A 19,938-nucleotide genomic window follows, 5' to 3' on the forward strand; every position below is an offset into this window, starting at 1 on the left:
TGTGGATCAAGAAGCCTCGATTGTGACTCTTCGGGAAAATTTACATTTGAAATTCAAATAGATAACCTTATTCTTCCCTCTTCATTCGAGACTGCCAGATGGCCTCCATGGTTTTTGGCTCTTGCGACAAGCATCATGTCGTTATAATGACTTTATGAAAAAGCAGATGACTCTCCCGCGGCTTCGCTGCCGCGCGAGCCTCAGAAACAGAAAAAATGGGAGAACTGGCAATGAGCATGCTTTCAATCCACCGGCGCGCCGCGCTCAGCCTGATCGGCGGCCTCGCCGCCGCCTGCGCCGGCGTTTTCACGACGCTTCCGGCCCGCGCGGACAGCACGGTGACGCTGTGGAGCTGGCGCACCGAGGACGAGGCCGCGATGCGCCGCATCTTCGATGTCTTCGAGAAGAACAATCCGAGCATCGAGGTGGATATCCAGTTCACGCCTGACGCCGACTACCAGAACCGTCTGAGCACGGCGCTGCGCGGCGGCCGCGGACCCGACATCGCGCAGCTCAAGGCCTATGGCGAATTGCAGCCCTTTGTCGAAGGCGGCTATCTCGACGCGCTCGACGACAGCGTGGCGGAATTGAAGAACATGCCGGACGCAGCGCTTGGCGGCGCGCGCGGCCGTGCCGACGGCAAGCTCTATGGCGTGCCCTATTCGGTGCCGATGATGGGCGTCTTCTACAATGAGGACATTTTTGCCGCGCAAGGCATCGAGATCCCGAAGACCTACAAGGACTTCGTCGCAGCCTGCGAAAAACTCAAGGCGGCGGGCATCACGCCGATCGCCAATGGCGGTGCCAACGGCTCGGCGTGGGAGTTGGAGATCGGCGTCGGCGTCATCGGCCCGACGATCTACGGACCTGGCTTCTATGACGAGATGATGAGCGGCAAGGCGACGTTCGAGGATCCTCGCTACGTTGCGGCGCTGAAGCGTTTCGCCGAACTGAAGCCCTATTATTCCGACGGCTTCGCCGGCATCGACTACACCACCGCCACGCAGCAATTCATCGGCGGCAAGGCGGCGATGTTCTTCGGCGGCTCGTTCGAGAACGGCAGCTTCAAGTCGCAGAACCCGAAGCTGAAATTCTCGATCTTCCCGTTCCCCGCCGATGACGCCTCGACCAAACTCTACACGTCGGCCTTCTCCGACGGCTCCTATGGTCTCGTCTCGGAGAGCCAGAACAAGGAGGCGGCGACCAGGGTGCTCAACTTCATGGCCTCGGCCGAGTTCGCGCAACTCTTTGCCGACGAGCTCGGCTGGCCGCCGGCACGCACCGACGTCACCGTCAAGGATCCGGTGCTCGCCAAAATGATGGAGATGTCGAAGAATTCGACGCCCTATCTCACGCTTGTCGGCTTCCGCTGGCAGACGCCAACGGCGTCCTCGGTGATGCAGTCCGAGATCATCGACATGGTCGAGGGCAATGTCGCGCCGGAGAAGCTGGCGGCCGACATGCAGGCCGCCGTTGCCACCTGGTTCAAGCCAAAGCAGTAAGGCATTCAGCCGGCCGCGACGCGGCCGGCGCTCCATCCCGACAGAAAACAGCCGATGATCAAGCTTCGCCGCATGACCAGCCTCCAGCGCACGCAGCAGCGCATGGCCGTGCTGTTCATCCTGCCGGCTTTGGCCGTCTACGGGCTGTTCGTGCTTTACCCGCTGCTGATGTCGCTATGGGGCAGCTTCTTTGCCTGGAAGGGGCTGCGCATGCAGGAGTTCGCGGGCCTGGCGAACTTCTCGCGCCTGTTCGTCTTCCCGAGCGGCGCGCGGCTCTATGGCGCGCTCGGGCACAATGTCGTCTGGTTCTTCGGCATCATGCTGCTGCAGAACGGCCTCGGGCTCTTGTTCGCCTGGCTGCTCTTCCTGCGTGACAAGGGAGCGGCCTTCTTCCAGTCGGTGTTCTTCTTCCCCGCGGTGCTCAGCCCCGTCATCGTCGGCGCGCTGTGGCGGCTGCTTCTGGCGCCGGGCGGCATCGTCGAATGGGCGCTGAACGGCCTCGGCCTGCATCAGGCCAGCCTGACAGTGCTCGGCAACAGCCACACGGCGCTTGGCATGCTCATCGCCGTCGATGCGTGGAACTGGATGGGCCTGCCGGTGCTGATCTACACGGCTGGCTTGAGACAGATCTCCGGCCAGATCTTCGAGGCGGCGAAGCTCGACGGAGCCGGCAATACGCGCATGCTGTTTTCCATTGCGCTGCCGCTTTTGATGCCGGCGCTCGGCACGCTGACCACACTTTCCTTCATCAACACCTTCAACCAGTTCGACATCGTCTATGTGATGCAGGGCGTGCAGGGCAATCCGAGCTATTCGACCGACACGCTGGTCACCTATTTCTACCGGCTGGCCTTCGGCGCCGAGGGCGCGGTCGGCATCACCGATATAGGGCTGGCGCTGGCGCTCGGCACCATGCTGTTCCTCATCCTCAGCATCGGCACGCTTTTGATGCTGCGCTTCTTCGACAAGCGGACGATTGAGTTATGAGCGCGCTCGCTATCCCGCAGGGGCTGGCGCGGCTGCCCGGCTGGACCGTCCTTTTGCTTTGGACGGCGGCGGTGCTTTTGCCGCTCTACATCCTGGTCGTCTCCTGCTTCAAGACGACGGCCGAAATCTACGACAACCGGCTCGGCCTGCCGCAGAGCTGGGCTCTCGACAATTTCGTCCGCGCCTGGACACGCGCCGACCTCGGCCACAACTTCATCAACAGCCTGATCGTCACCGGCGGCGCGGTGATGCTTACCATCGTCGTCTCGGCGATGGCCGCGTATCCGCTCAGCCGCTACAGGCTCGGCTGGAACGCCATCATGCTGGGCCTCTTCCTTTCCGGCATCATGCTGCCGATCAGGCTCGCATCGGTGGAGCTTTTCACGCTGATGCGCAGCCTCGGTCTGCTCGATTCGCTGACCGGGCTGATCCTGGTCTATTCGGCGATCCGCATTCCCTTCGCCGTCTTCATCTTCGCCAATTTCATGCGCGTGCTGCCCTCCGAGCTAGACGAGGCGGCGCGCATGGACGGCGCCGGCGAGACGCGCATCCTGTTCCAGATCGTGCTGCCGATGGTGAAGCCGGCGGTATCGATCGTCGCCATCTTCACGGCGATCGCGGTGTGGAACGACTTCTTCTTCCCGCTGATCTTCATCTTCGACGACCGCTACAAAACGGTGCCGCTGGCGATCAGCGTCTTCGTCGGACAGTTCCGCACGGATTGGGGCCTGGTGTTCGCTTCGCTGGCGATCTCCATGGCGCCCATCCTGATCATGTATTGTGTGCTGGCGCGCCAGATTCGCGAGGGCGTCGGCGCCGGGGGAGGCATGAAATGATCGAGGACAAGGTCTATGCCGCGCGCTCGATCCTGGTCGTCGGGGCGCATGCGTTCGACGCCGAGGTGATCGCCGGGCCTCTGGCCGCGGTGGCTGCCAGGGGTGGCGCTCAGGTCACCTTCCTGCATCTCTCGATGGGCGAGCAGGGACACCCTTGCCTGATCCCGGAGCAGTATTCGGCGCAGAAGGAGGACGAGGCGGCGAAGGCTGCGGCTCGGCTTGGCGTGTCGATGCTGAGTATGAAGCTGCGCGACGCCTTCCTGCCCAACGACAACGCGACCGCTCTACAGGTCTGCGACGTCATACGCGAGGTGAAGCCGGAGGTCGTCATTACCCACTGGCATGGCAGCTGGCACAAGGACCATCGCGCCGCGGCGCACCTCACCCAGAACGGCATTTTCTTTTCGGCTCTGCCGACGCTGAAACGTGCCCATCCCGCGCATACGCCGCAGCTCTTGCTGTTCGGCGAGAATTGGGAGGACGACGAAGGTTTTCGCCCAGAGCATCTGGTCGATGTCAGCGCCGGCTTCGAGGCCTGGCACGAGGCGGTTATGGAGTATGAGCTGGCGCGCGGGCTGAGCAGCTTTCCCTATGTCGACTATTACAGCGCGCTCTACCGGCTGCGCGGCTGCCTGCGCGGCACGCGCCATGCGCAGGCTTTTGCTGCCGCCTCGCATTCCTGGAATGCCGGCAGCGGCCTGTTCGCGCCGCCTGCCGACCGGAGGCGCGACACATGACGCGGGTGCTGGCCATCGATCTCGGCGGCACCAATCTGCGGACCGCCGTCCACACAGATGATATCGCCGCGCTAACACAGCAGAGCCACCAGCCGGCGCCGGAAAACCTCGATGGTTTCGTCGCGCGCGTCCGTGCCTTTGCGGCTGCCGACAACGTCGAAGCGCTCGGGCTCGCGGTGCCGGGACTGGTCGAAGGCTCCGTCTGCCGATGGATCCCGAACCTGCCGTGGCTCGACGGCATCGATGTCGCGGCGCTGTTTCCCGACATCAGTGTCGCGATCGGCAATGACGCGCAGATCGCGCTGCTCGCCGAAGCGGCCGAAGGCGCGGCCAAGGGCATGTCCGACGCGATCCTGCTCGCGATCGGCACCGGCATCGGCTCGGCGGTGTTGGCCAACGGCCGCATCGTCGCCGGCGCGCATGGCGGCGCCTGCTCCTTCGGCTGGGCCTGCGCCGACGTCGACGACCAGGGCGAGGAGCGCAGCGGCTGGCTGGAGCGCGTGGCCTCGGGCCGCGCGCTCGATGCGCTGTCCACGCGGATCGGGCTCGCGAATGGCGGCGAATTGATCGCTGCCGGCCGGGCAGGGAACCGCGCGGCACTTACCCTGCTGGAAGAACCGGCACGCCGGCTGGGTACCGCACTCGCCGGTGCCGTCGGCCTGCTCGATCCGGGTGTGATCCTGGTGTCGGGCGGCCTGGCCGATGCGCTGGATGCGATTGCACCGCCGCTGCTTGCGGCATTACGGCGGCAACTGCCGCCGCATCTGCGCGGCATCGAATTGAGGCCTGGCGCTTTCGGCCCGCGCGCGGGTCTGGTTGGCGCAGCACTTGCCGGGCAGGCGGGGAGCGGGTGGAGACAGATCCGATGAGCGAAGCGAGCTTTCAGCAGCCGGACCGCAGGCGGCCCGAACCGCTCTGGTATCAAGTCGAGGAGGCGATCCGCGCCATCGTCAAGAGCGGCGAGTGGGCGACCGGCGACCAGATCCCGGCCGAGGACCGGCTCTGCGCGCTGTTCGGGGTCAGCCGCATCACACTGCGTCACGCGCTGCGCAATCTGGAGGAAAGCGGGCTGCTGAGGCGCGAGCATGGCCGGGGCACCTTCGTGCGTTCCACCACGCTGGTCGCCGGAACGCGCGAGCTCACCTCCTTCACCCAGGAAATGGGCAATATCGGCGTCGTCGCCGGTTCGCGACTGCTCGACTGCAGCCTGACAACGGCCAATGCCGCCGCCGCCGGCGCGCTGGAGATCGAGGAGGGCGATCCTATTGTGCGCATCCGGCGGCTCAGGCTCGGCAACAGCGAGCCGATCGGCATCCAGACGGCGCAGCTGGCAGCGGCGCGCGTGCCTGGCTTCCTCGATGCCGGCCTGCTCAAGGGCTCGCTCTACGAGGCGTTGGAGAACCAGTACGGCATCGTGCCGGTCGAGGCGCGCGAGAACTATCGCGTCGGCGCCGTCAGCGGCGCCGATGCCGAACTGCTCGATTTACCGGCTGGCAGTCCCGCTTTCGTCGTCGAGCGCATCACCATCGACGAGCGCGGCCCGTTCGAATTCACCGTCTCCGTAATGCGCGGCGACCGCTACGAGATCCGCTCGACGCTGCGCGCCGGCCGCCCGAACACCAGAAGCTGACACGATAACAGGAGTACCGAAAGTGTCCGATCTCTACATTCCCCGTCTCGCCGCCCTCATCGAACAGGCTTCGAAGGCCAATTCGGAAGCCTTCGGCCAGGCGGCGAGCCGCTTCGCCGACACGCTTGAGAAGGGCGGGCTGGTCCATCTCTACGGCTCGGGCCATTCGGTGCTGCCGGCGCAGGAGATGTTCCCGCGCTACGGCAGCTTTGTCGGCTTCAATCCACTCACCGATCCGCGCGTGATGTGGCACAACGTGCTCGGCGCCGGCGGCGTGCGCGAGCTTTTGTGGCTGGAGCGGACGGAAAAATATGCCGAGAAATTCCTCGACCATCAGCCGCTCAACAAGGGCGATTCCATCATCATCTTCGGCCATAGCGGCCGCAACTCCTCCGGCATCGATACCGCGCTCTATGCCAAGAAGCGAGGCATCTTCGTCGTCGCGGTCACCAGCAAGAACAACCTCGACAAGTCGGCCACGCATTCCTCCGGCAAACGGCTGGCGGACGCCGCCGATCTCGTCATCGACACCTGCTCGCCGATCGAGGACGCGGTCGTGCCGATCGAAGGCTGGAGCCGGCCGGTGTCGGGTTCCTCGACGGTGCTTGCCATGATCATGGCGCATGAGCTCTTGGCGCGCACGGCCGAGCAGCTGTCGAAGCGCGGCATCGAGCTGCCGGTCTTCGCTTCGCCGACCATCGCCGGCGTGACGCTGCACGACACCGACGTCATCTACGGCGTCTACCGCGAACGCATGATCGAGGCGCAGAAGAAGCACCTGCCGGCCTTCCAGGCGACGATGCGCGGGGAATGAACGGAGGGAAGCGGGAGGCCCGACCGCGCCCCTCGCTGGCCTTTGCGGCTAGAGCGTTTCACCGTTTCACGGAAACGGCGAACCGCTCTATCTCTTTGTTTTGACGCAATTCCGGACGGAAAACCGCTCACACTTTTCCTGGAATTGCTCTAGCGCTGAATCGTGCCCGCTCCCGAGTGCTTGGGCGGCACATCGTTCTCATCGGGATTGGGGACGGGTTCCTCGTCCGGCAGCCTCTCCGGATCCGGCTCGCGCATCGGCTTCGGGTCAGGAAAAGGCGGCGGCGTGGGGACCGGCGTGGGCGTCGGATCGGGATTGGGGAGAATGGCCATAAAGTGTTTTCCCTCGTTGCGCTGGCCGCCGTCGGCGTGATGCGGTTTCCGGCAACCGGATATCTGCCCGACCAGAACATGACGGATTGATCGCCGCACCTGGCGCTCACCGAGCGCCCGACTGGCGGCTGACGCTGGCAGAACGGACATGCCGGCGGATGGTTCCACATCGGTCCGGCTGCGTTTCGGCGCCGGCACGACTGAATGACGATCAAATGATTCCCGTTGCCCATTTCGGCTCTTGCCGGCGTCGTGCCGCGCCTTAGTTGCCTTGGGGGCGGGTGGATCATCTGCCGACATAGGAGGCGGCCTTGAAGCACCAAACTGTAGACCAACTCAATGCCGTTGCCGACGTTCATGCTGAAGCAGCGGTACTCTTCGCCAGTCGAGGCCAACGCCTCGAACGCTGGGCGCAACTTCTCGAGCAAAATCCCAGCCGGCGCCTCTCGGCGCTTGCGGGCACCGAATACGCCACTCCAGAAGTGCGCGAAAGAATGCGTTCCGCCGGATCGCCAATCACTGTCGCCTTCGAAGACCCGATCTTTCGTGCGCAGGGTTTGCAAGACGACACCTACGGCGAAGCGAAGCGCTTCTTCGAGCTCAGCGACTGGCAGTTGCATGAGGTCGTCTGCCATTGCCATGTCGGCGCCAATTTGCCGGCACGCTGGGCGGCGTCCCGCGTTCGCGCGGCGATCTCTCCGGGCTCAGGCATTCTCGCCTGGCTGAGATCGGTGTTCATGCACTGAGGCGATAGCCGCGGTTCGCGGAACCGCGGCTAAGTTCAATACCGGACTTTGCCGGAGGCGGAGGGGAGTTGCCTGCTCTTCCCGCCGACCGGCAGGGTTAAGCCTGGCAGCCTGGCGTCATCAGATCCGTTCAGCGTTCTGTGGAAAGCAATTCCGGACGGAAAACCGCTCACACTTTTCCTGGAATTGCTCTAGTTCTCCGGACGGCTTCAGTCAGCGATCGATCTCGCCGAACACGATATCCAGCGAGCCTATGATGGCCGCGACGTCGGCGATCATGTGCCCGCGCGACAGATAGTCCATCGCCTGGAGGTGGGCGAAGGACGGCGCGCGTATCTTGCACCGGTAGGGAACATTGCTGCCGTTCGAGACCAGATAGACACCGAACTCGCCTTTCGGGGCTTCCACCGCGGCGTAGACTTCGCCAGGCGGCACGCGATGCCCTTCGGTGTAGAGCTTGAAATGCTGGATCGTCGCTTCCATCGAGCGCTTCATGGTGGCGCGCGGCGGCGGCGTGATCTTCTGGTTGGGCGCGGCGACCGGCCCCGCGCCGTCGGCCGAACGCAGTTTCTCGAGACACTGACGCATGATCCGCACCGACTGCCGCATCTCCTCCATGCGCACGAGGTAGCGGTCGTAGCAGTCGCCGTGCTTGCCGACTGGAATGTCGAAATCCATCTCGGGATAGCACTCGTAAGGCTGCGCCTTGCGCAGATCCCAGGCCGCGCCCGAGCCGCGCACCATGGGGCCGGAGAAGCCCCAGGCCCAGGCATCGTCGAGCGAGATCATCCCGACATCGACATTGCGCTGCTTGAAGATGCGGTTGTCGGTCAGAAGGTCCTCGAGATTGTCGCAGGCCTTCAGGAACGGATCGCAGAAATCCCAGATGTCGTCGAGCAACTGCCCCGGCAGATCCTGATGCACGCCGCCGACCCGGAAATAGTTGGCGTGCATGCGGGCGCCGGACGCGCGTTCATAGAAAACCATCAGCTTCTCACGCTCGGCGAAGCCCCAGAGCGGCGGCGTCAGCGCACCGATGTCCATGGCCTGCGTGGTGACGTTGAGCAGATGCGACAGCAGTCGGCCGATCTCGCAGAACAGGACGCGGATAAGCTGCCCGCGCCGGGGAACCGGTAGTTCGAGCAGCCTCTCGGCGGCGAGACAGAAGGCATGCTCCTGGTTCATCGGCGCGACGTAGTCGAGCCGGTCGAAATAGGGCAGGGCCTGCAGATAGTTCTTGTATTCGATCAGCTTCTCGGTGCCGCGGTGGAGCAGACCGATATGCGGATCGGCACGATCGACGATCTCTCCGTCCAGTTCCAGCACCAGCCTGAGCACGCCGTGCGCCGACGGGTGTTGCGGTCCGAAGTTGAGCGTGAAGTTACGGACTGAGGTTTCGGCCATGGCCGGCCCTTCGTGGAATTTGGTTTCTTTCTGGCTGGTGCCGGTCCGGTCCACCGCGCCCCGCGGCGCCGATCATGTCGTCGTCTGGATGATCAGCGTCAGCGTGCCGTCGCCATCGATGTTGGCGGCCACGACCTGCGAGGAATTCAGTCCGTTCGCATGCAGGACCGATACCGCCTCGGGCGAGGCATCGATCGATTTCTGCAGCTTGGCCAGGTCCTTGGCAGTCGTCCTGGTGACCACGGCTTCCGCCTGCGCCTTCACTTCAGCCGGAAGATCCTCGATCGCCACCACCACGACGTTGGTGAATTTCTGGCCGGAATTGTCCTGATCGGGTTGTGCCTGCGGCTGGTCGGGCGCAGGTTGCTGTGCCGGCGGCAAGGCCTGCGGAGGCTGCGGATCGGCGTGTTGGGCTGAGGCCGGCTGTGCCAGGGCCAGCACTGAAAGCGTGAGGACCATCGTCAATGTCCGCATCGTCTTTCCTCCATGTCTCGAAGACTGACGACACAACCCCTCCGCCGGGCGATGGTTCCCGGTGAAGGGTGGCAAGTAGACGGCGAAGCTCGGCGGAGCCGGCATGGCCGTCATCCGCCGCCGAATGGAAATTTCAAACAGCCAGCACCGACAGCGCCGCCGCCTGCAGGCGCTCGAAAGCCGCAAAGCGCCTGTCGTGCCAGGCGGCTAGCGACGAGTTGGGCGAATAGACCTCGCCCACCTCCGACATCGCCGCCATGGCCGCCGGAAGGTCGGGGTGGCGGCCGGCGGCGACGGCGCCGAGCATCGCCGAGCCGAGCAGTACCGGCTCTGGAGACGTCGGCGCGTAGACCAGTTTGCCGGTGGTGTCGGCGATGAGCTGCCGCACCAGCGGGCTCTGCCCGGCGCCGCCGCTGATGGCGATCGTGTCGATATTGATGCCGCAGGCGCGCATGGCTTCGAGAATCTGCCGGGCGCCATAGCCGAGACCGCAGATGCCGGCGAGATAGAGCGCGACGAGGCTGTCGGTGCCGGTCGCCATGTCCAACCCGGCAATCAGTCCGCGCGCGTCGGGATTGGCCAAGGGGGCACGGTTGCCGAGAAATTCGGGAACGACGTGCAGTCCGCCGATGACCTTGTCCGCCCTGGCCGCGCCGCCGTGCCGCTCAGCCTCTTGCGCCAGCCACTGGCTGAGGCTCCGGCCGCTGCGCGCCGCGATTCCGGCAAGCTCGACGGCGGCAGGGTGCATGCCGACCAGGCGATCGATGGCGGCGCCGGCCGCCGACTGGCCGCCTTCGTTCAGCCACAGGCCCGGCACCATGGCGGAGAAGTAGGGGCCCCACACGCCCGGCACGAATGCCGGTTGCTCGGTCGTCGTCATGGTGCAGGCGGAGGTGCCGAAGACATAGGCCATGCGCGTCGTCACGCCGCCGGCGCCGCCGCGCGCGCCGACCGAGCCGATGCCGCCGGCATGGGCGTCGATCATGCCCGCCGCCACCGGCGTTCCAGGCGGCAGGCCAAACTCTGCCGCCGCCTCGTTCGTCAAGCCGTTGGAGAGCGCGCTCCCGGGCGCCACGATCTCGGTGCCGATCCGCGCGAATTTCTCATCCGCAAGCGCGCCAAGCCCGACTTTACGGAAATAGGCGTCGTCCCAGCGCGCCTCGTGGGCGAGATAGGTCCATTTGCAGGTCACCGTGCAGGTCGAGCGCGCCAGGCTGCCGGTCGCCCGCCAGGTCAGGAAATCGGCGAGGTCCATGAACTGCCACGCCGCGGCGAAAGTCCGCGGCATGTTCTCGGCGAGCCACAAAAGCTTCGGCGTCTCCATCTCCGGCGAGATGCTGCCGCCGACATAGTTGAGCACGTCCTCGCCGGTTTCGTTGATCCTGCGGGCCTGCTCGGTGGCGCGATGATCCATCCAGACGATGATGTTGCGCTCAGGATCGCCCGACGGGCTCACCGTCAGCGGTGCGCCGCCCGGCCCGAGGACGACAAGCGAGCAGGTCGCGTCGAAGCCGATGCCACGTACCGACTGGGCAGAAATGGCGGCGAGCGTCACGGCCTCGCGGACGGTGGCCACAACGGCGCGCCAGATGTCGTTGCTCGATTGCTCGACGATATGGCCTTCGGCATGCCAGACGGCGATGTCGGCCTTGGCGGATGCAAGGAGCGCGCCCGCTTCGTCGAAGACGCCGGCGCGCGCGCTTCCCGTGCCGATGTCGATGCCGATGAAATGGCTGCTCATGACTTCAGATCCTTCGCCCGATCCGTCCGGTTCCTATAGAGGTCATTGCTTTGCGGCGGGATGACAAGGTCGCGAACGGTGATGTTGCGCGGCCTGGTCAGCATGAACATGGCGCCACGTCTCGATGCCGCTGTTGTCGTGCCGGCCGGCTAGGCCGCTTTCGCCATGTTGATGTTGTGCAGTGTCAGCCGCCGGAAGTGCGAGGGCGTCATGCCCTTTTCGGCGAGGAACTGCCGGTTGAAGTTGGAAAGGGTGTTGTAGCCGACCTCGAAGCAGATGTTGGTGATCGAAGCCTGCTCGTCGCTCATCAGCATCTGGCAGGCCAGGTTGATGCGCAGCCGCTTCACATACTGCACCAAGGTCATGCCGGTGTGCTGGCGGAAGGAGCGGGAAAAGACGCTGGGCGACTGGCCGGCGATGGCGGCCAGGTCCGTCTCGCTGAAGGGCTGGGTGAGGTTCTCGCGCAGATAGGCAAGCGCCTTGTTGATGCCGGCCGACATGTAACCGGACGGGTCCGGCAAGTAGCTTGCGCTGGCCAGCATGCACGCGCCCTCGGCACGGCTGAGCAGGCCCATCATCATCATGAACAGCTCGATGCGGCGCACGCCTTGCGAGTTCATGATCTCTTCCATCAGGGGGCCAAGCTGCCGGCTGGTCTGCCGGCTGAACAACACCCCGCGGCGCGAGGCTTCGAGCACCGGCGTCAGGGCAGCGAGCTCGGGGAAGGTGTTGATGGCGCCGTCGATGAAGCCCTCGTTGAACTGGATGATGCGGCAGCGCAGCGGCACCGTCGCGTCCTTCGGCACATCGCTCACCCAGTTGTGCGGCAAATTGGGGCCGGTCAGCACCAGATTGCCGGGTTCGAACTCGCCGATGAAATCGCCGACGAAATAGCGCCCGCGCGTGGCGACGATGAGATGCAGCTCGTATTCCGGATGGAAATGCCAGCGCACCGTGCGAAAAGGATAGCCGTGCGACCAGGCGGTGAAAGATTCGCCCGGCCTGATCTGCACAACCTCGAGATCAGGTTTCATCGCTGTTCCTCCGTGCAAGGCCGTCAGCGCGATCGCCTCGTCGACGCGTCTCCTCCCATCGGCCTCATGCCAGCCAGACTACTGAGCCGACAAAACCGGCGCCACTATGTTCCCGTCCGATCATTGGTACTTTTTTGACTATCCTGAGCCTCCACTGAGCCGCGTCTCAAACGACGCCGCGCTCCTCGCTTCGGATGCGGAAGGCGTCGACGGCGATCGCGAGCAGGATCATCGCCCCGCCGATCATCTGGATGTAATAGGCCGACACATTGATAAGCTGCAGGCCGGTCTGGATGACGGTGATCAGCAGCGTGCCGCCGAGCATGCCGATGACGCGGCCGCGGCCGCCGAACAGCGAAACGCCGCCGATGACGGGTGCGGCCACTGCATAGAGCAGCGTCGTGCTGCCGACGGTGACGCTGACGCCGCCGAGATAGGAGGTGTAGAGGAAGCCGGCCACCCCGGCGAGGAAGCCGGAAGCGGTGAAGGCGCCGAGCCTCGCGCGCTTGACGTTGATGCCGGCGGCATTGGCCGCCCGGCGGTTGCCGCCGGTAGCGTAGAGGTTCCGCCCCCAGGCCGAATAGGCGAGCACGACATGGGCCAGGAGATAGGCGACGAAAAGGGCGATCGGCATCACCGGCCAGTTGCCGATGGTGGCGCTGCCTATGTAGCTGTAGCCTTCGTCGGCGACTACCATGGTGCGCGCCTGCGTGGCGCCGAGCACCGCGCCCTGCAGGAAAAGCCCCATCGCCAGCGTCGCGATCAGCGAATTCATGCGCAGATAGGCGACGAAATAGCCGTTGAGCAGGCCGACCAGGACTCCGGCGACGATGGTCATCAGGACGGCCAGCGTCCAGTGGACGCCGAACTGCTGCATGGCATAGGCGCCGACCATGCTCGAGAAGACGAGATTGCCGACCACCGACAGATCGATCTCGCCGATCAAAAGCGTGAAGGAGACCGCAAGCACCAGCACGCCCAGCGTGGTTGCCTGCACCAGCACATTCTGCAAATTGCCTTCCGAGAGGAAGAACGGATTGAGAAAGCCGGCGAGGATGCTGAACACCACGATCAGTATCCAGACCACATTGTCGAGAAGGAATTTCTTGCTGGCCATCTGCGAGCCTTACCTCAAAACTTTCATCGCGCCGTTCTCGCCTCGGCGATCGCGTCGATGGTTATCTCGGCGCCCCGCAAGGTGCGCGCGATACAGCCCTTGGAGAAGATCACCACGCGGTCGACGAGGCGCTGCATCTCTTCCGGATCCTGCGCCAGCAGCAGCACGCTGACGCCCTTCTTCGTCGCATCGTCGATCAGGCGGTGGATCTGTTCCTTGGCGGCGACGTCGACACCGACGGTCGGCTCGTCGAGCAGGAGCAGCTTCGGCCTGCGCTCCAGCAGCCGGCCGAGCAGCACCTTCTGCTGGTTGCCGCCCGACAATTCGCCGATCTCCTGGCCGCCGCTGCCCATGACGATATCCATGGCGCCGCGCGCCTCGCGCATGCGGCGGTTCATGCCGGCGCCGCTTACCAGCCAGCCGAGCGACCGCGGCCAGTTGCCGAGGTTGAGATTCTCCGTCACCGACATCGAGCCGACCAGGCCTTCGCCGATGCGGTCATGGGTAAGATAGGCGACGCCCGAACCGAGACTCTGCCCCGGCGAGCCGAGCCGGACTTGGCGGCCATCGATGAGGACGCTGCCGGCTTCGACGGGTAGCAGGCCGCCCAGTGCCCGCATCAGTTCCTGCGGCCCTTCGCCGAGCAGGCCGACGAGGCCGACGATCTCGCCGCGGCCGATCGTCAGGTCGATCGGCCCGCCGCCGGGGAAGGAAAGCTGGCGGAGCTCAATGGCGGTGGGGTGATCCTTGCGGCTGCGATGGAATTCGGCGACGTCGGCGCCGGTGATAACGCGCGCCATGGCATCGGCCGACAGCTCCGCCGCCTTGCCGCCGGCGGTCACCTTGCCGTCGCGCAGCACGGTGTATTCCGAGCAAAGCTGCCGCACCTCGTCATTGTGGTGCGAGATGTAGATGAAGGAGGTACCGCGTTCGGTGAGGCTCTCGACCCACTCCAGAAGATGCAGCCGTTCCGCCGCGGCAAGGCCCGCCGTCGGCTCATCGAGGATGATCAGCGAGGCCTCGGCCGCGACCGCCTTGATGATGGCGAGCCTTCGCCTGTCGCTGGCGTTGAGATCGCCGGCGCGCCGACGCGGGTCAACCGGCATGCCGTGGCTTTCGAGCTGTTGCGCCGCAAGCCGATGGAGTGCTGTCCAGTTGGTCAGGCCGAAGCGCTTCGGCAATTCAGGCAGCAGAAGGTTTTCGCCGACCGAGAGGTCCTCGAAGATCTCCGAATGCTGCGAAAGAAGATGGAGCCCGCGCCTCTTGCGCGCCGTCAGCGGCAGGGCCGATACGTCCTCGCCGTTCAACAGGATGGTGCCGCTGTCATGGCGCAAAAGGCCGGCGATGATGTTGGACAGCGTCGACTTGCCGGCGCCGTTCTTGCCGAGCAGGCCGTGGATCGCCCCTTTCGATACGGTCAGCGAGACGCCGTCCAGCACCGCAAGCGGGCCGAAGCGCTTGAAGACGTTGTCGACGGTCAGGACAGCATCGGCGCTGTCCGGCGCATGACTATCGGGCACGATCGTGCCGTCGGCGACATTCATCTGGATAACCGGTAGTTCCGAAATAGGGTGAGAACGCGACGGCGCGTTCTCACCCTTGCTGGCGGCCAATGCATGTCGCCCAAAAGTGCGCAGCGGTTTTGGGCGAACGACATGCACCAAAAACAAAGGCTTAAAGCACGTCGACTGAATCCGTTTCTGCGCGACGCGCTTTAAGATATCAGCCGGCGTTCTGCTGCATCTTCCACACCTGGGTCACCACATTGGCCCAGTGGCGCGGGTCGTCGGCATTTTCCTTGGTGAGGAAGTAGGGCGGGATGGTCAGCAGCGGACCGGAGGGGCTGTCGGCGATGGTGCCCTTCTCCCAGAAATATTTCTTGTTCTCGTAAGGTCCGATCGGAACCGGCTTGCCCTTCAGCGTGTATTCTTCCAGCAGATCGACGACGATCTCGACATAGGCGATCGGATCCTGCGCGATATCGGCGTCGATCTCGCCGGCCTTCACCCATTCCAGCGCGTTCGGCGAGGCGTCGATGCTGGTGAGGATGATATGCTTCTCGTGGCCGACCGGGAACAGCCGCTTCTGCGTTTCCAACGCCTTACGCGCATCGACGACGAAGATGTCGGTCGGCATGTGGATGGCGTCGAGGTCCGGCCGCTCGCGCAGCGTCGCCGACACCACCGCGAGCGCCTGCTCATGCTGGTTGTTCTGCGGCCGCGAGATGATCTCGATCTCGGGGTACTTGCTCTTCAGCGTGTCCTCGAAGCCGTCCTTGCGGTCGCGCAGCGCGACCGCGGTCAGCGAGCCGTAATTGTTGAGCACGCTGCCCTTCGGCGAGCCGTGTTTCTTGGTGAGCAACTCGGCGGTCTTCTCCGCCGCCATGACGCCGGACTGCTTGTTGTCGAACGTCACCGATGCGGCCACCTCGCCGCCGGTGAGCACGGTGTCGACCATGCCGAGCGGCACGCCGAGCGACTTCGCCTTCTTGCTCAGCGGGATGAGCAGTTCCGAGTCCAGCGCGTCGGAAATGAGGTAGCGCGGCTTCTGCAGGAGCAGGCTGTTCCAGTCGTTGACCTGCGCGTTGGCATCGCCGTTGGCGTCCTTGCCGACGAACTCCAGGCCGAGGCTTTCGACCTTGCGCTTCAGCGCCTCCTGCAACACGACGAAGAAGAAGAAACCGAGATAGCCGGTTTCCCAGGCCACCACCTTGGATGCCGCGCCTTGTGCCACGGCGCGCTCGCCGCCTGCCAGCAACAGGCCGCCGGCAGCGGCTGCCGCGCCCTGCAACAGCATGCGGCGGTTCATCGTAAAGCTCTTGGTCTCGCAACCCATGTCTCGCTCCCTGAAATGGTTGGAATCCTTTGCCGGCGCGGCTTTTCCACCAAGCCCGCTCGGCGGGGCATGCAGCCCCGGACATCTCCCGGGACGTCTCCTCCCCCGGCGATCCGATGTCGATTTCAGGCTAGGCGCGCGCTGTCCGGCCAGCCACCACGTTCCAGGGCGGGTGTTAGTACTTTTTTGATTCCGCTCGGGAAAACCGATACCGCGGCTGCGCCGGTACCCCGCGGAGGCAAAGGGCTGGCCCGCCAGCTCGCGGTCAGATGAGTCAAAAATGTATGGGTCGTGGAAAGCGCAACCGGTAGCCCGCGTCGCGCGCTGCGGCTATCTGTGTTCGCGAGGGGCTGCGCGCCGAAACCGAAGGGATGGAGAGAATGGAGCACTGGATCGGAACCTGGAGCGCGAGCCCGATGAATGTATGGCCGGGGGACGCCGTGCTCTACGGCTTTCACCAGCAGACGGTGCGCCAGGTGTTGCGCGTCAGCACGGGCGGCGACAGGTTGCGGTTGAGGCTTTCCAACGAATATGGCGCCTCGCCTATCCGGATCGGCGCCGCCACCGTCGCCCTTGCCGCGAAAGATGGCGCGGTCGACGCCGCGACCATTCGGCAAGTGAGGTTCGGCGGCGAGAGGCAGACCGATCTCGCGCCCGGCGCGCCGCTGCTCAGCGACGTTGTGGACCTCGCGGTTCCCGATCTCGGGCAGATCGCTATCAGCCTCTATTTCCCCGACTTCGCGCCGATCGAGACTTACCACTACGAGGCGCAGCAGACCGCCTACATCTCCGATTTCGGCAATTTCGCCGAAGCGCCAGAACTGCCCCTGCAGCAGACCTCGACCAGCCGCTATTTCCTCAGCGCCGTGCTGGTCGAGAGCGGACCGGGCAGCGGCTCGCTGGCTTGTCTCGGCGATTCCATCACCGACGGCTTCGGCTCGACCATCGACGGCAATGCCCGCTGGCCGGACCGGCTGGCGGAGCGGCTTGCAAAAAGCGGCCGGCTGTCAGGCATCGGTGTCCTCAACCAGGGGATCGGCGGCAACCGTGTGCTCGCCAGCCGCGCCCGCGGCGCCAACGCGCTCGCCCGCTTCGACCGCGACGTGCTGAGCTTTCCCAACGTCAAATGGGTTTCGGTGCTGGAAGGCATCAACGACATCGGCTGGCCGGAGACCATGCTTGCCGGAGGCCAAGAGGCTGTCGCCGCCGAAAACCTGATTTCGGCCTACCGGCAGATCATCGCGCGCGCCCGCCTCAACGGCATCAAGGTGCTGCTCGGCACGCTGCCGCCCTTCGGCGGCGCTTTCGAGGGCCTGCCGCTAAAGACCTTCTACTCTGCGTCCAAAGAGCGCGACCGGCAGGCGGTGAACGCCTGGATCAGGACATCGGGCGAAGCCGATGCCGTCGTCGATTTCGAGCGCATGCTCGCCGACCCCGCCAACCCGTCCAGGCTGCTCCGCGCCCTCGATTGCGGCGACGGCCTGCATCCGTCCGACGATGGTTATGCCGAGATGGCCAAGGCGTTCGAGATGGCCTTCGAGGGCTTGCTTGTCGCCCAGGAGGACAGGTCGGCTCCGAATTGATGGCGGAGGGAGCGCGGACGGTTCAGGTCGCTCCCGCCGCCGTGTCCGCCGCTCAGGCGGCGTATCTCGCCATCGCGGGCTGTCTCGACCACTGAGCGTACCAGGCGTCGAACAGCTTGAGCTGCTGCTCCGCATAGCCGCGCTGGCTGTCGCTCAGCGCATCGGTCTCGTTGAAATGCAGCTTGTATTCGGGGTTACCCTTGAGCACCATCATGTGCTTGAAATAGAGCACCAGGTCGGGACCTTCGTCGAAGGAGGAGAGGACGGCGAGCGCGGCGTCCAGCTCGAGCGCCAGCCGGCGCGCTTCGGCATCGCCGTTGGCGGCCGCCTGGCTGAGGCCGACGAGATGCAGCACTTCCTTGGGCAGCACATTGCCGATGCCGGTGATGGCGCCGGACGCTCCGCAATTGACGAAACCGTGGAAGACGGCGGTGTCGACGCCGATCATCAGTGCAACCTCATCGTCGCGGCTGGTGATGTTTTCCGCCGCATAGCGCAAATCCGCCGGGCCGCCGAACTCCTTGAAGCCGACAAGGTTCGGATGCTCGGCCCGCAGCGCGAAGAACAGATCGGCGCGCGTGGCAAAGCCGTAATAGGGGCTGTTGTAGATCACCGCCGGCAGATCGGGCGCGGCGGCAAGGATTGCCTTGAAGTGGTGGCGCTGTGCCATCACCGAAGGTCCGCGCGACAACACGCGCGGGATCACCATCAGGCCCCGAGCGCCGACCTTTTGCGCATGGGCGGCATGCGCCACGGCACTGGCGGTGTTGACCGCGCCGGTGCCGACGATCACCGGCACGCCGGCTTTCACCAGCCGCTCGACGCCTTCCATGCGTTGTTCGTCGGAGAGCAATGGCCAGTCGCCCATCGAGCCGCAATAGACGACCGCCGACATTCCGGCGGCGATCAGCTCGCGTCCCTTGCGCACCAGCGCGTCGAAGTCGGGGATGCGATCATTGGTGCAAGGCGTCATCAGCGCCGGCATGCAGCCGGAAAAGACATTGGCGTTCATTCGGATTCTCCTTGAGGCCGGCACGCAGATTGGTCAGTTTGTCCCGGAGTGATACTGCTTGCCAAGCAGATAGTCTTGGTCGACAGGGAGAAACAATGCGTACCAGATCCAGCATTCGCGTCGTCGGTTGCCATGCCGAGGGCGAGGTCGGCGATGTCATCGTGGGCGGGGTGCTGCCGCCGGCGGGCCGCACGATGATGGAAAAGATGATCACCATGGAACGCGATCACGACCATATAAGGCGCATGCTGATCTGTGAGCCGCGCGGCAGCGTTGCTCGGCATGTCAATCTCCTGGTTCCCTCGACGCGCGAGGATTGTGTCGCCGGCGCCATCATCATGGAACCGACGGAATACCCGCCGATGTCCGGCTCCAATACGATCTGCGTCGCCACAGTGCTGCTCGAGACCGGCATGGTGCCGATGAACGAGCCCGAGACCCGTTTCAAGCTGGACATGCCCGGCGGCGTCATCGAGGTGCGCGCCGAATGCCGCGACGGCAAATGCCTGTCGATAACCTTCCGCAACGCGCCCGCCTTCGCCGAACGCCTCGACGCCAACATCGAGGTGGAAGGGGTCGGCACCCTGAAGGTCGACATCGCCTATGGCGGCATGTTCTACGCGATCGTCGACGCGGCCGCGCTCGGCTTCTCGGTAACACCCGACGAGGCGCGCGAGCTGGCCGTCATCGGCGAGAAGGTCCGTCACGCAGCGCGCGAACAGCTCGATGTCGTGCATCCGGAATTCGACAATGTGCGCGATGTGTCGATCGTGCAGTTCGCCATGCCGTTCCAAGGGCCGGGCAACGTCACGCGCAACACCTGTATCGTGTCGCCCGGACGCTCCGACCGCAGCCCGACGGGAACCGGCACGTCGGCCCGCATGGCCGTGCTGCAAGCCCGGGGTCTGATGGGCGTCGGCGACGTTTTGATCCATGAATCGATCATCGGCTCGCGCTTCACCGGCAGAATTCTCGAACTGACTGAAATCGCCGGACACAAAGCGATCGTTCCGCAGATCACCGGCCGCGCCTGGATCACGGGCGAGCACAACTACTACCTCGATCCGATGGATCCTTATCCGCAAGGCTATGTGCTGTCGGACACGTGGGGCACGTCGACCTCGATGAAGCAATAGTGCGATCTGAGCGACGTC

General features: G+C 64.6%; 19 protein-coding genes. 10 read left to right on the forward strand and 9 right to left on the reverse strand.

The window, feature by feature from the left end:
• Window positions 1-230: 230 nt before the first annotated feature.
• From RFM40_RS00140 to RFM40_RS00170, 7 genes are read left to right on the forward strand one after another with little or no spacing between them, the layout of a single operon-like run.
• Complete coding sequence (locus RFM40_RS00140; RefSeq protein WP_320228491.1) at window positions 231-1,502, forward strand: extracellular solute-binding protein; 1,272 nt, start codon at window positions 231-233, stop codon at window positions 1,500-1,502.
• Window positions 1,503-1,556: 54 nt separating this feature from the next.
• Window positions 1,557-2,489 (forward strand): carbohydrate ABC transporter permease, encoded by a 933-nt coding sequence (locus tag RFM40_RS00145; protein WP_320228492.1) that lies wholly within the window; start codon window positions 1,557-1,559, stop codon window positions 2,487-2,489.
• Window positions 2,486-3,325: a carbohydrate ABC transporter permease gene (locus RFM40_RS00150; RefSeq protein ID WP_320228493.1), complete on the forward strand. Its 840-nt coding sequence runs from the start codon at window positions 2,486-2,488 to the stop codon at window positions 3,323-3,325. The genes RFM40_RS00145 and RFM40_RS00150 overlap by 4 nt, the downstream gene beginning before the upstream one ends.
• On the forward strand, window positions 3,322-4,062 hold the full coding sequence (locus RFM40_RS00155; RefSeq protein WP_320228494.1) for a PIG-L deacetylase family protein: 741 nt from the start codon (window positions 3,322-3,324) through the stop codon (window positions 4,060-4,062). The genes RFM40_RS00150 and RFM40_RS00155 overlap by 4 nt, the downstream gene beginning before the upstream one ends.
• Window positions 4,059-4,931 carry an ROK family protein gene (locus RFM40_RS00160; protein ID WP_320228495.1) on the forward strand — a complete coding sequence of 291 codons (873 nt, stop codon included), beginning with the start codon at window positions 4,059-4,061 and terminating at the stop codon, window positions 4,929-4,931. Before RFM40_RS00155 ends, RFM40_RS00160 begins: the two co-directional genes overlap by 4 nt.
• Window positions 4,928-5,692 carry a GntR family transcriptional regulator gene (locus RFM40_RS00165; protein WP_320228496.1) on the forward strand — a complete coding sequence of 255 codons (765 nt, stop codon included), beginning with the start codon at window positions 4,928-4,930 and terminating at the stop codon, window positions 5,690-5,692. Before RFM40_RS00160 ends, RFM40_RS00165 begins: the two co-directional genes overlap by 4 nt.
• Window positions 5,693-5,714: 22 nt before the next feature.
• Complete coding sequence (locus RFM40_RS00170; protein WP_320228497.1) at window positions 5,715-6,506, forward strand: SIS domain-containing protein; 792 nt, start codon at window positions 5,715-5,717, stop codon at window positions 6,504-6,506.
• Window positions 6,507-6,655: 149 nt separating this feature from the next.
• Here RFM40_RS00170 and RFM40_RS33685 read toward each other — a convergent pair whose 3' ends face one another.
• Entirely contained in the window at window positions 6,656-6,988 is a 333-nt protein-coding gene (locus RFM40_RS33685; RefSeq protein ID WP_430691625.1) for a hypothetical protein, read from the reverse strand.
• A gap of 161 nt (window positions 6,989-7,149) precedes the next feature.
• Here RFM40_RS33685 and RFM40_RS00180 point away from each other — a divergent pair, with 161 nt between their 5' ends.
• Window positions 7,150-7,584, forward strand: coding sequence for a hypothetical protein (locus tag RFM40_RS00180; protein ID WP_320221925.1), 435 nt, complete (start codon window positions 7,150-7,152; stop codon window positions 7,582-7,584).
• A gap of 213 nt (window positions 7,585-7,797) precedes the next feature.
• On the opposite strand, the gene RFM40_RS00185 is transcribed toward RFM40_RS00180, so the two are convergent.
• The 7 genes from RFM40_RS00185 to RFM40_RS00215 form a co-directional block, all read right to left on the reverse strand.
• Window positions 7,798-8,988, reverse strand: coding sequence for an NADH-quinone oxidoreductase subunit D (locus RFM40_RS00185; protein WP_320228498.1), 1,191 nt, complete (start codon window positions 8,986-8,988; stop codon window positions 7,798-7,800).
• 72 nt (window positions 8,989-9,060) lie between these two features.
• Window positions 9,061-9,462, reverse strand: a complete 402-nt coding sequence (locus tag RFM40_RS00190; protein ID WP_320228499.1) for a hypothetical protein — start codon at window positions 9,460-9,462, stop codon at window positions 9,061-9,063.
• 133 nt (window positions 9,463-9,595) lie between these two features.
• Window positions 9,596-11,203: an FGGY-family carbohydrate kinase gene (locus RFM40_RS00195; RefSeq protein ID WP_320276957.1), complete on the reverse strand. Its 1,608-nt coding sequence runs from the start codon at window positions 11,201-11,203 to the stop codon at window positions 9,596-9,598.
• Window positions 11,204-11,352: 149 nt separating this feature from the next.
• Window positions 11,353-12,237: an AraC family transcriptional regulator gene (locus RFM40_RS00200; RefSeq protein ID WP_320228501.1), complete on the reverse strand. Its 885-nt coding sequence runs from the start codon at window positions 12,235-12,237 to the stop codon at window positions 11,353-11,355.
• Between the two features lie 166 nt (window positions 12,238-12,403).
• Complete coding sequence (locus tag RFM40_RS00205) at window positions 12,404-13,354, reverse strand: ABC transporter permease (protein WP_320228502.1); 951 nt, start codon at window positions 13,352-13,354, stop codon at window positions 12,404-12,406.
• Window positions 13,355-13,377: 23 nt separating this feature from the next.
• Window positions 13,378-14,898: a sugar ABC transporter ATP-binding protein gene (locus tag RFM40_RS00210; RefSeq protein WP_320228503.1), complete on the reverse strand. Its 1,521-nt coding sequence runs from the start codon at window positions 14,896-14,898 to the stop codon at window positions 13,378-13,380.
• Between the two features lie 178 nt (window positions 14,899-15,076).
• Entirely contained in the window at window positions 15,077-16,189 is a 1,113-nt protein-coding gene (locus RFM40_RS00215) for a sugar ABC transporter substrate-binding protein (RefSeq protein ID WP_320228504.1), read from the reverse strand.
• A 416-nt stretch (window positions 16,190-16,605) separates the two neighbouring features.
• On the opposite strand from RFM40_RS00215, the gene RFM40_RS00220 reads away from it, so the two are divergent.
• Window positions 16,606-17,772 (forward strand): SGNH/GDSL hydrolase family protein, encoded by a 1,167-nt coding sequence (locus RFM40_RS00220; RefSeq protein WP_320276958.1) that lies wholly within the window; start codon window positions 16,606-16,608, stop codon window positions 17,770-17,772.
• 52 nt (window positions 17,773-17,824) lie between these two features.
• On the opposite strand, the gene RFM40_RS00225 is transcribed toward RFM40_RS00220, so the two are convergent.
• Window positions 17,825-18,784, reverse strand: a complete 960-nt coding sequence (locus RFM40_RS00225) for a dihydrodipicolinate synthase family protein (RefSeq protein ID WP_320228506.1) — start codon at window positions 18,782-18,784, stop codon at window positions 17,825-17,827.
• 95 nt (window positions 18,785-18,879) lie between these two features.
• On the opposite strand from RFM40_RS00225, the gene RFM40_RS00230 reads away from it, so the two are divergent.
• Window positions 18,880-19,920, forward strand: coding sequence for a proline racemase family protein (locus RFM40_RS00230; protein ID WP_320228507.1), 1,041 nt, complete (start codon window positions 18,880-18,882; stop codon window positions 19,918-19,920).
• Window positions 19,921-19,938 lie beyond the last annotated feature (18 nt).

The sequence above is a fragment of the Mesorhizobium captivum genome (assembly GCF_033977165.1).
Taxonomy (GTDB): domain Bacteria; phylum Pseudomonadota; class Alphaproteobacteria; order Rhizobiales; family Rhizobiaceae; genus Mesorhizobium; species Mesorhizobium captivum.

Coding starts and splice junctions, on each gene's coding strand:
- RFM40_RS00140 (WP_320228491.1), top strand. CDS start 231: ATGAGCATGCTTTCAATCCACCGGCGCGCCGCGCTCAGCCTGATCGGC.
- RFM40_RS00145 (WP_320228492.1), top strand. CDS start 1,557: ATGATCAAGCTTCGCCGCATGACCAGCCTCCAGCGCACGCAGCAGCGC.
- RFM40_RS00150 (WP_320228493.1), top strand. CDS start 2,486: ATGAGCGCGCTCGCTATCCCGCAGGGGCTGGCGCGGCTGCCCGGCTGG.
- RFM40_RS00155 (WP_320228494.1), top strand. CDS start 3,322: ATGATCGAGGACAAGGTCTATGCCGCGCGCTCGATCCTGGTCGTCGGG.
- RFM40_RS00160 (WP_320228495.1), top strand. CDS start 4,059: ATGACGCGGGTGCTGGCCATCGATCTCGGCGGCACCAATCTGCGGACC.
- RFM40_RS00165 (WP_320228496.1), top strand. CDS start 4,928: ATGAGCGAAGCGAGCTTTCAGCAGCCGGACCGCAGGCGGCCCGAACCG.
- RFM40_RS33685 (WP_430691625.1), bottom strand. CDS start 6,988: ATGTCCGTTCTGCCAGCGTCAGCCGCCAGTCGGGCGCTCGGTGAGCGC.
- RFM40_RS00185 (WP_320228498.1), bottom strand. CDS start 8,988: ATGGCCGAAACCTCAGTCCGTAACTTCACGCTCAACTTCGGACCGCAA.
- RFM40_RS00190 (WP_320228499.1), bottom strand. CDS start 9,462: ATGCGGACATTGACGATGGTCCTCACGCTTTCAGTGCTGGCCCTGGCA.
- RFM40_RS00195 (WP_320276957.1), bottom strand. CDS start 11,203: ATGAGCAGCCATTTCATCGGCATCGACATCGGCACGGGAAGCGCGCGC.
- RFM40_RS00200 (WP_320228501.1), bottom strand. CDS start 12,237: ATGAAACCTGATCTCGAGGTTGTGCAGATCAGGCCGGGCGAATCTTTC.
- RFM40_RS00205 (WP_320228502.1), bottom strand. CDS start 13,354: ATGGCCAGCAAGAAATTCCTTCTCGACAATGTGGTCTGGATACTGATC.
- RFM40_RS00210 (WP_320228503.1), bottom strand. CDS start 14,898: ATGAATGTCGCCGACGGCACGATCGTGCCCGATAGTCATGCGCCGGAC.
- RFM40_RS00215 (WP_320228504.1), bottom strand. CDS start 16,189: ATGGGTTGCGAGACCAAGAGCTTTACGATGAACCGCCGCATGCTGTTG.
- RFM40_RS00220 (WP_320276958.1), top strand. CDS start 16,606: ATGAATGTATGGCCGGGGGACGCCGTGCTCTACGGCTTTCACCAGCAG.
- RFM40_RS00225 (WP_320228506.1), bottom strand. CDS start 18,784: ATGAACGCCAATGTCTTTTCCGGCTGCATGCCGGCGCTGATGACGCCT.
- RFM40_RS00230 (WP_320228507.1), top strand. CDS start 18,880: ATGCGTACCAGATCCAGCATTCGCGTCGTCGGTTGCCATGCCGAGGGC.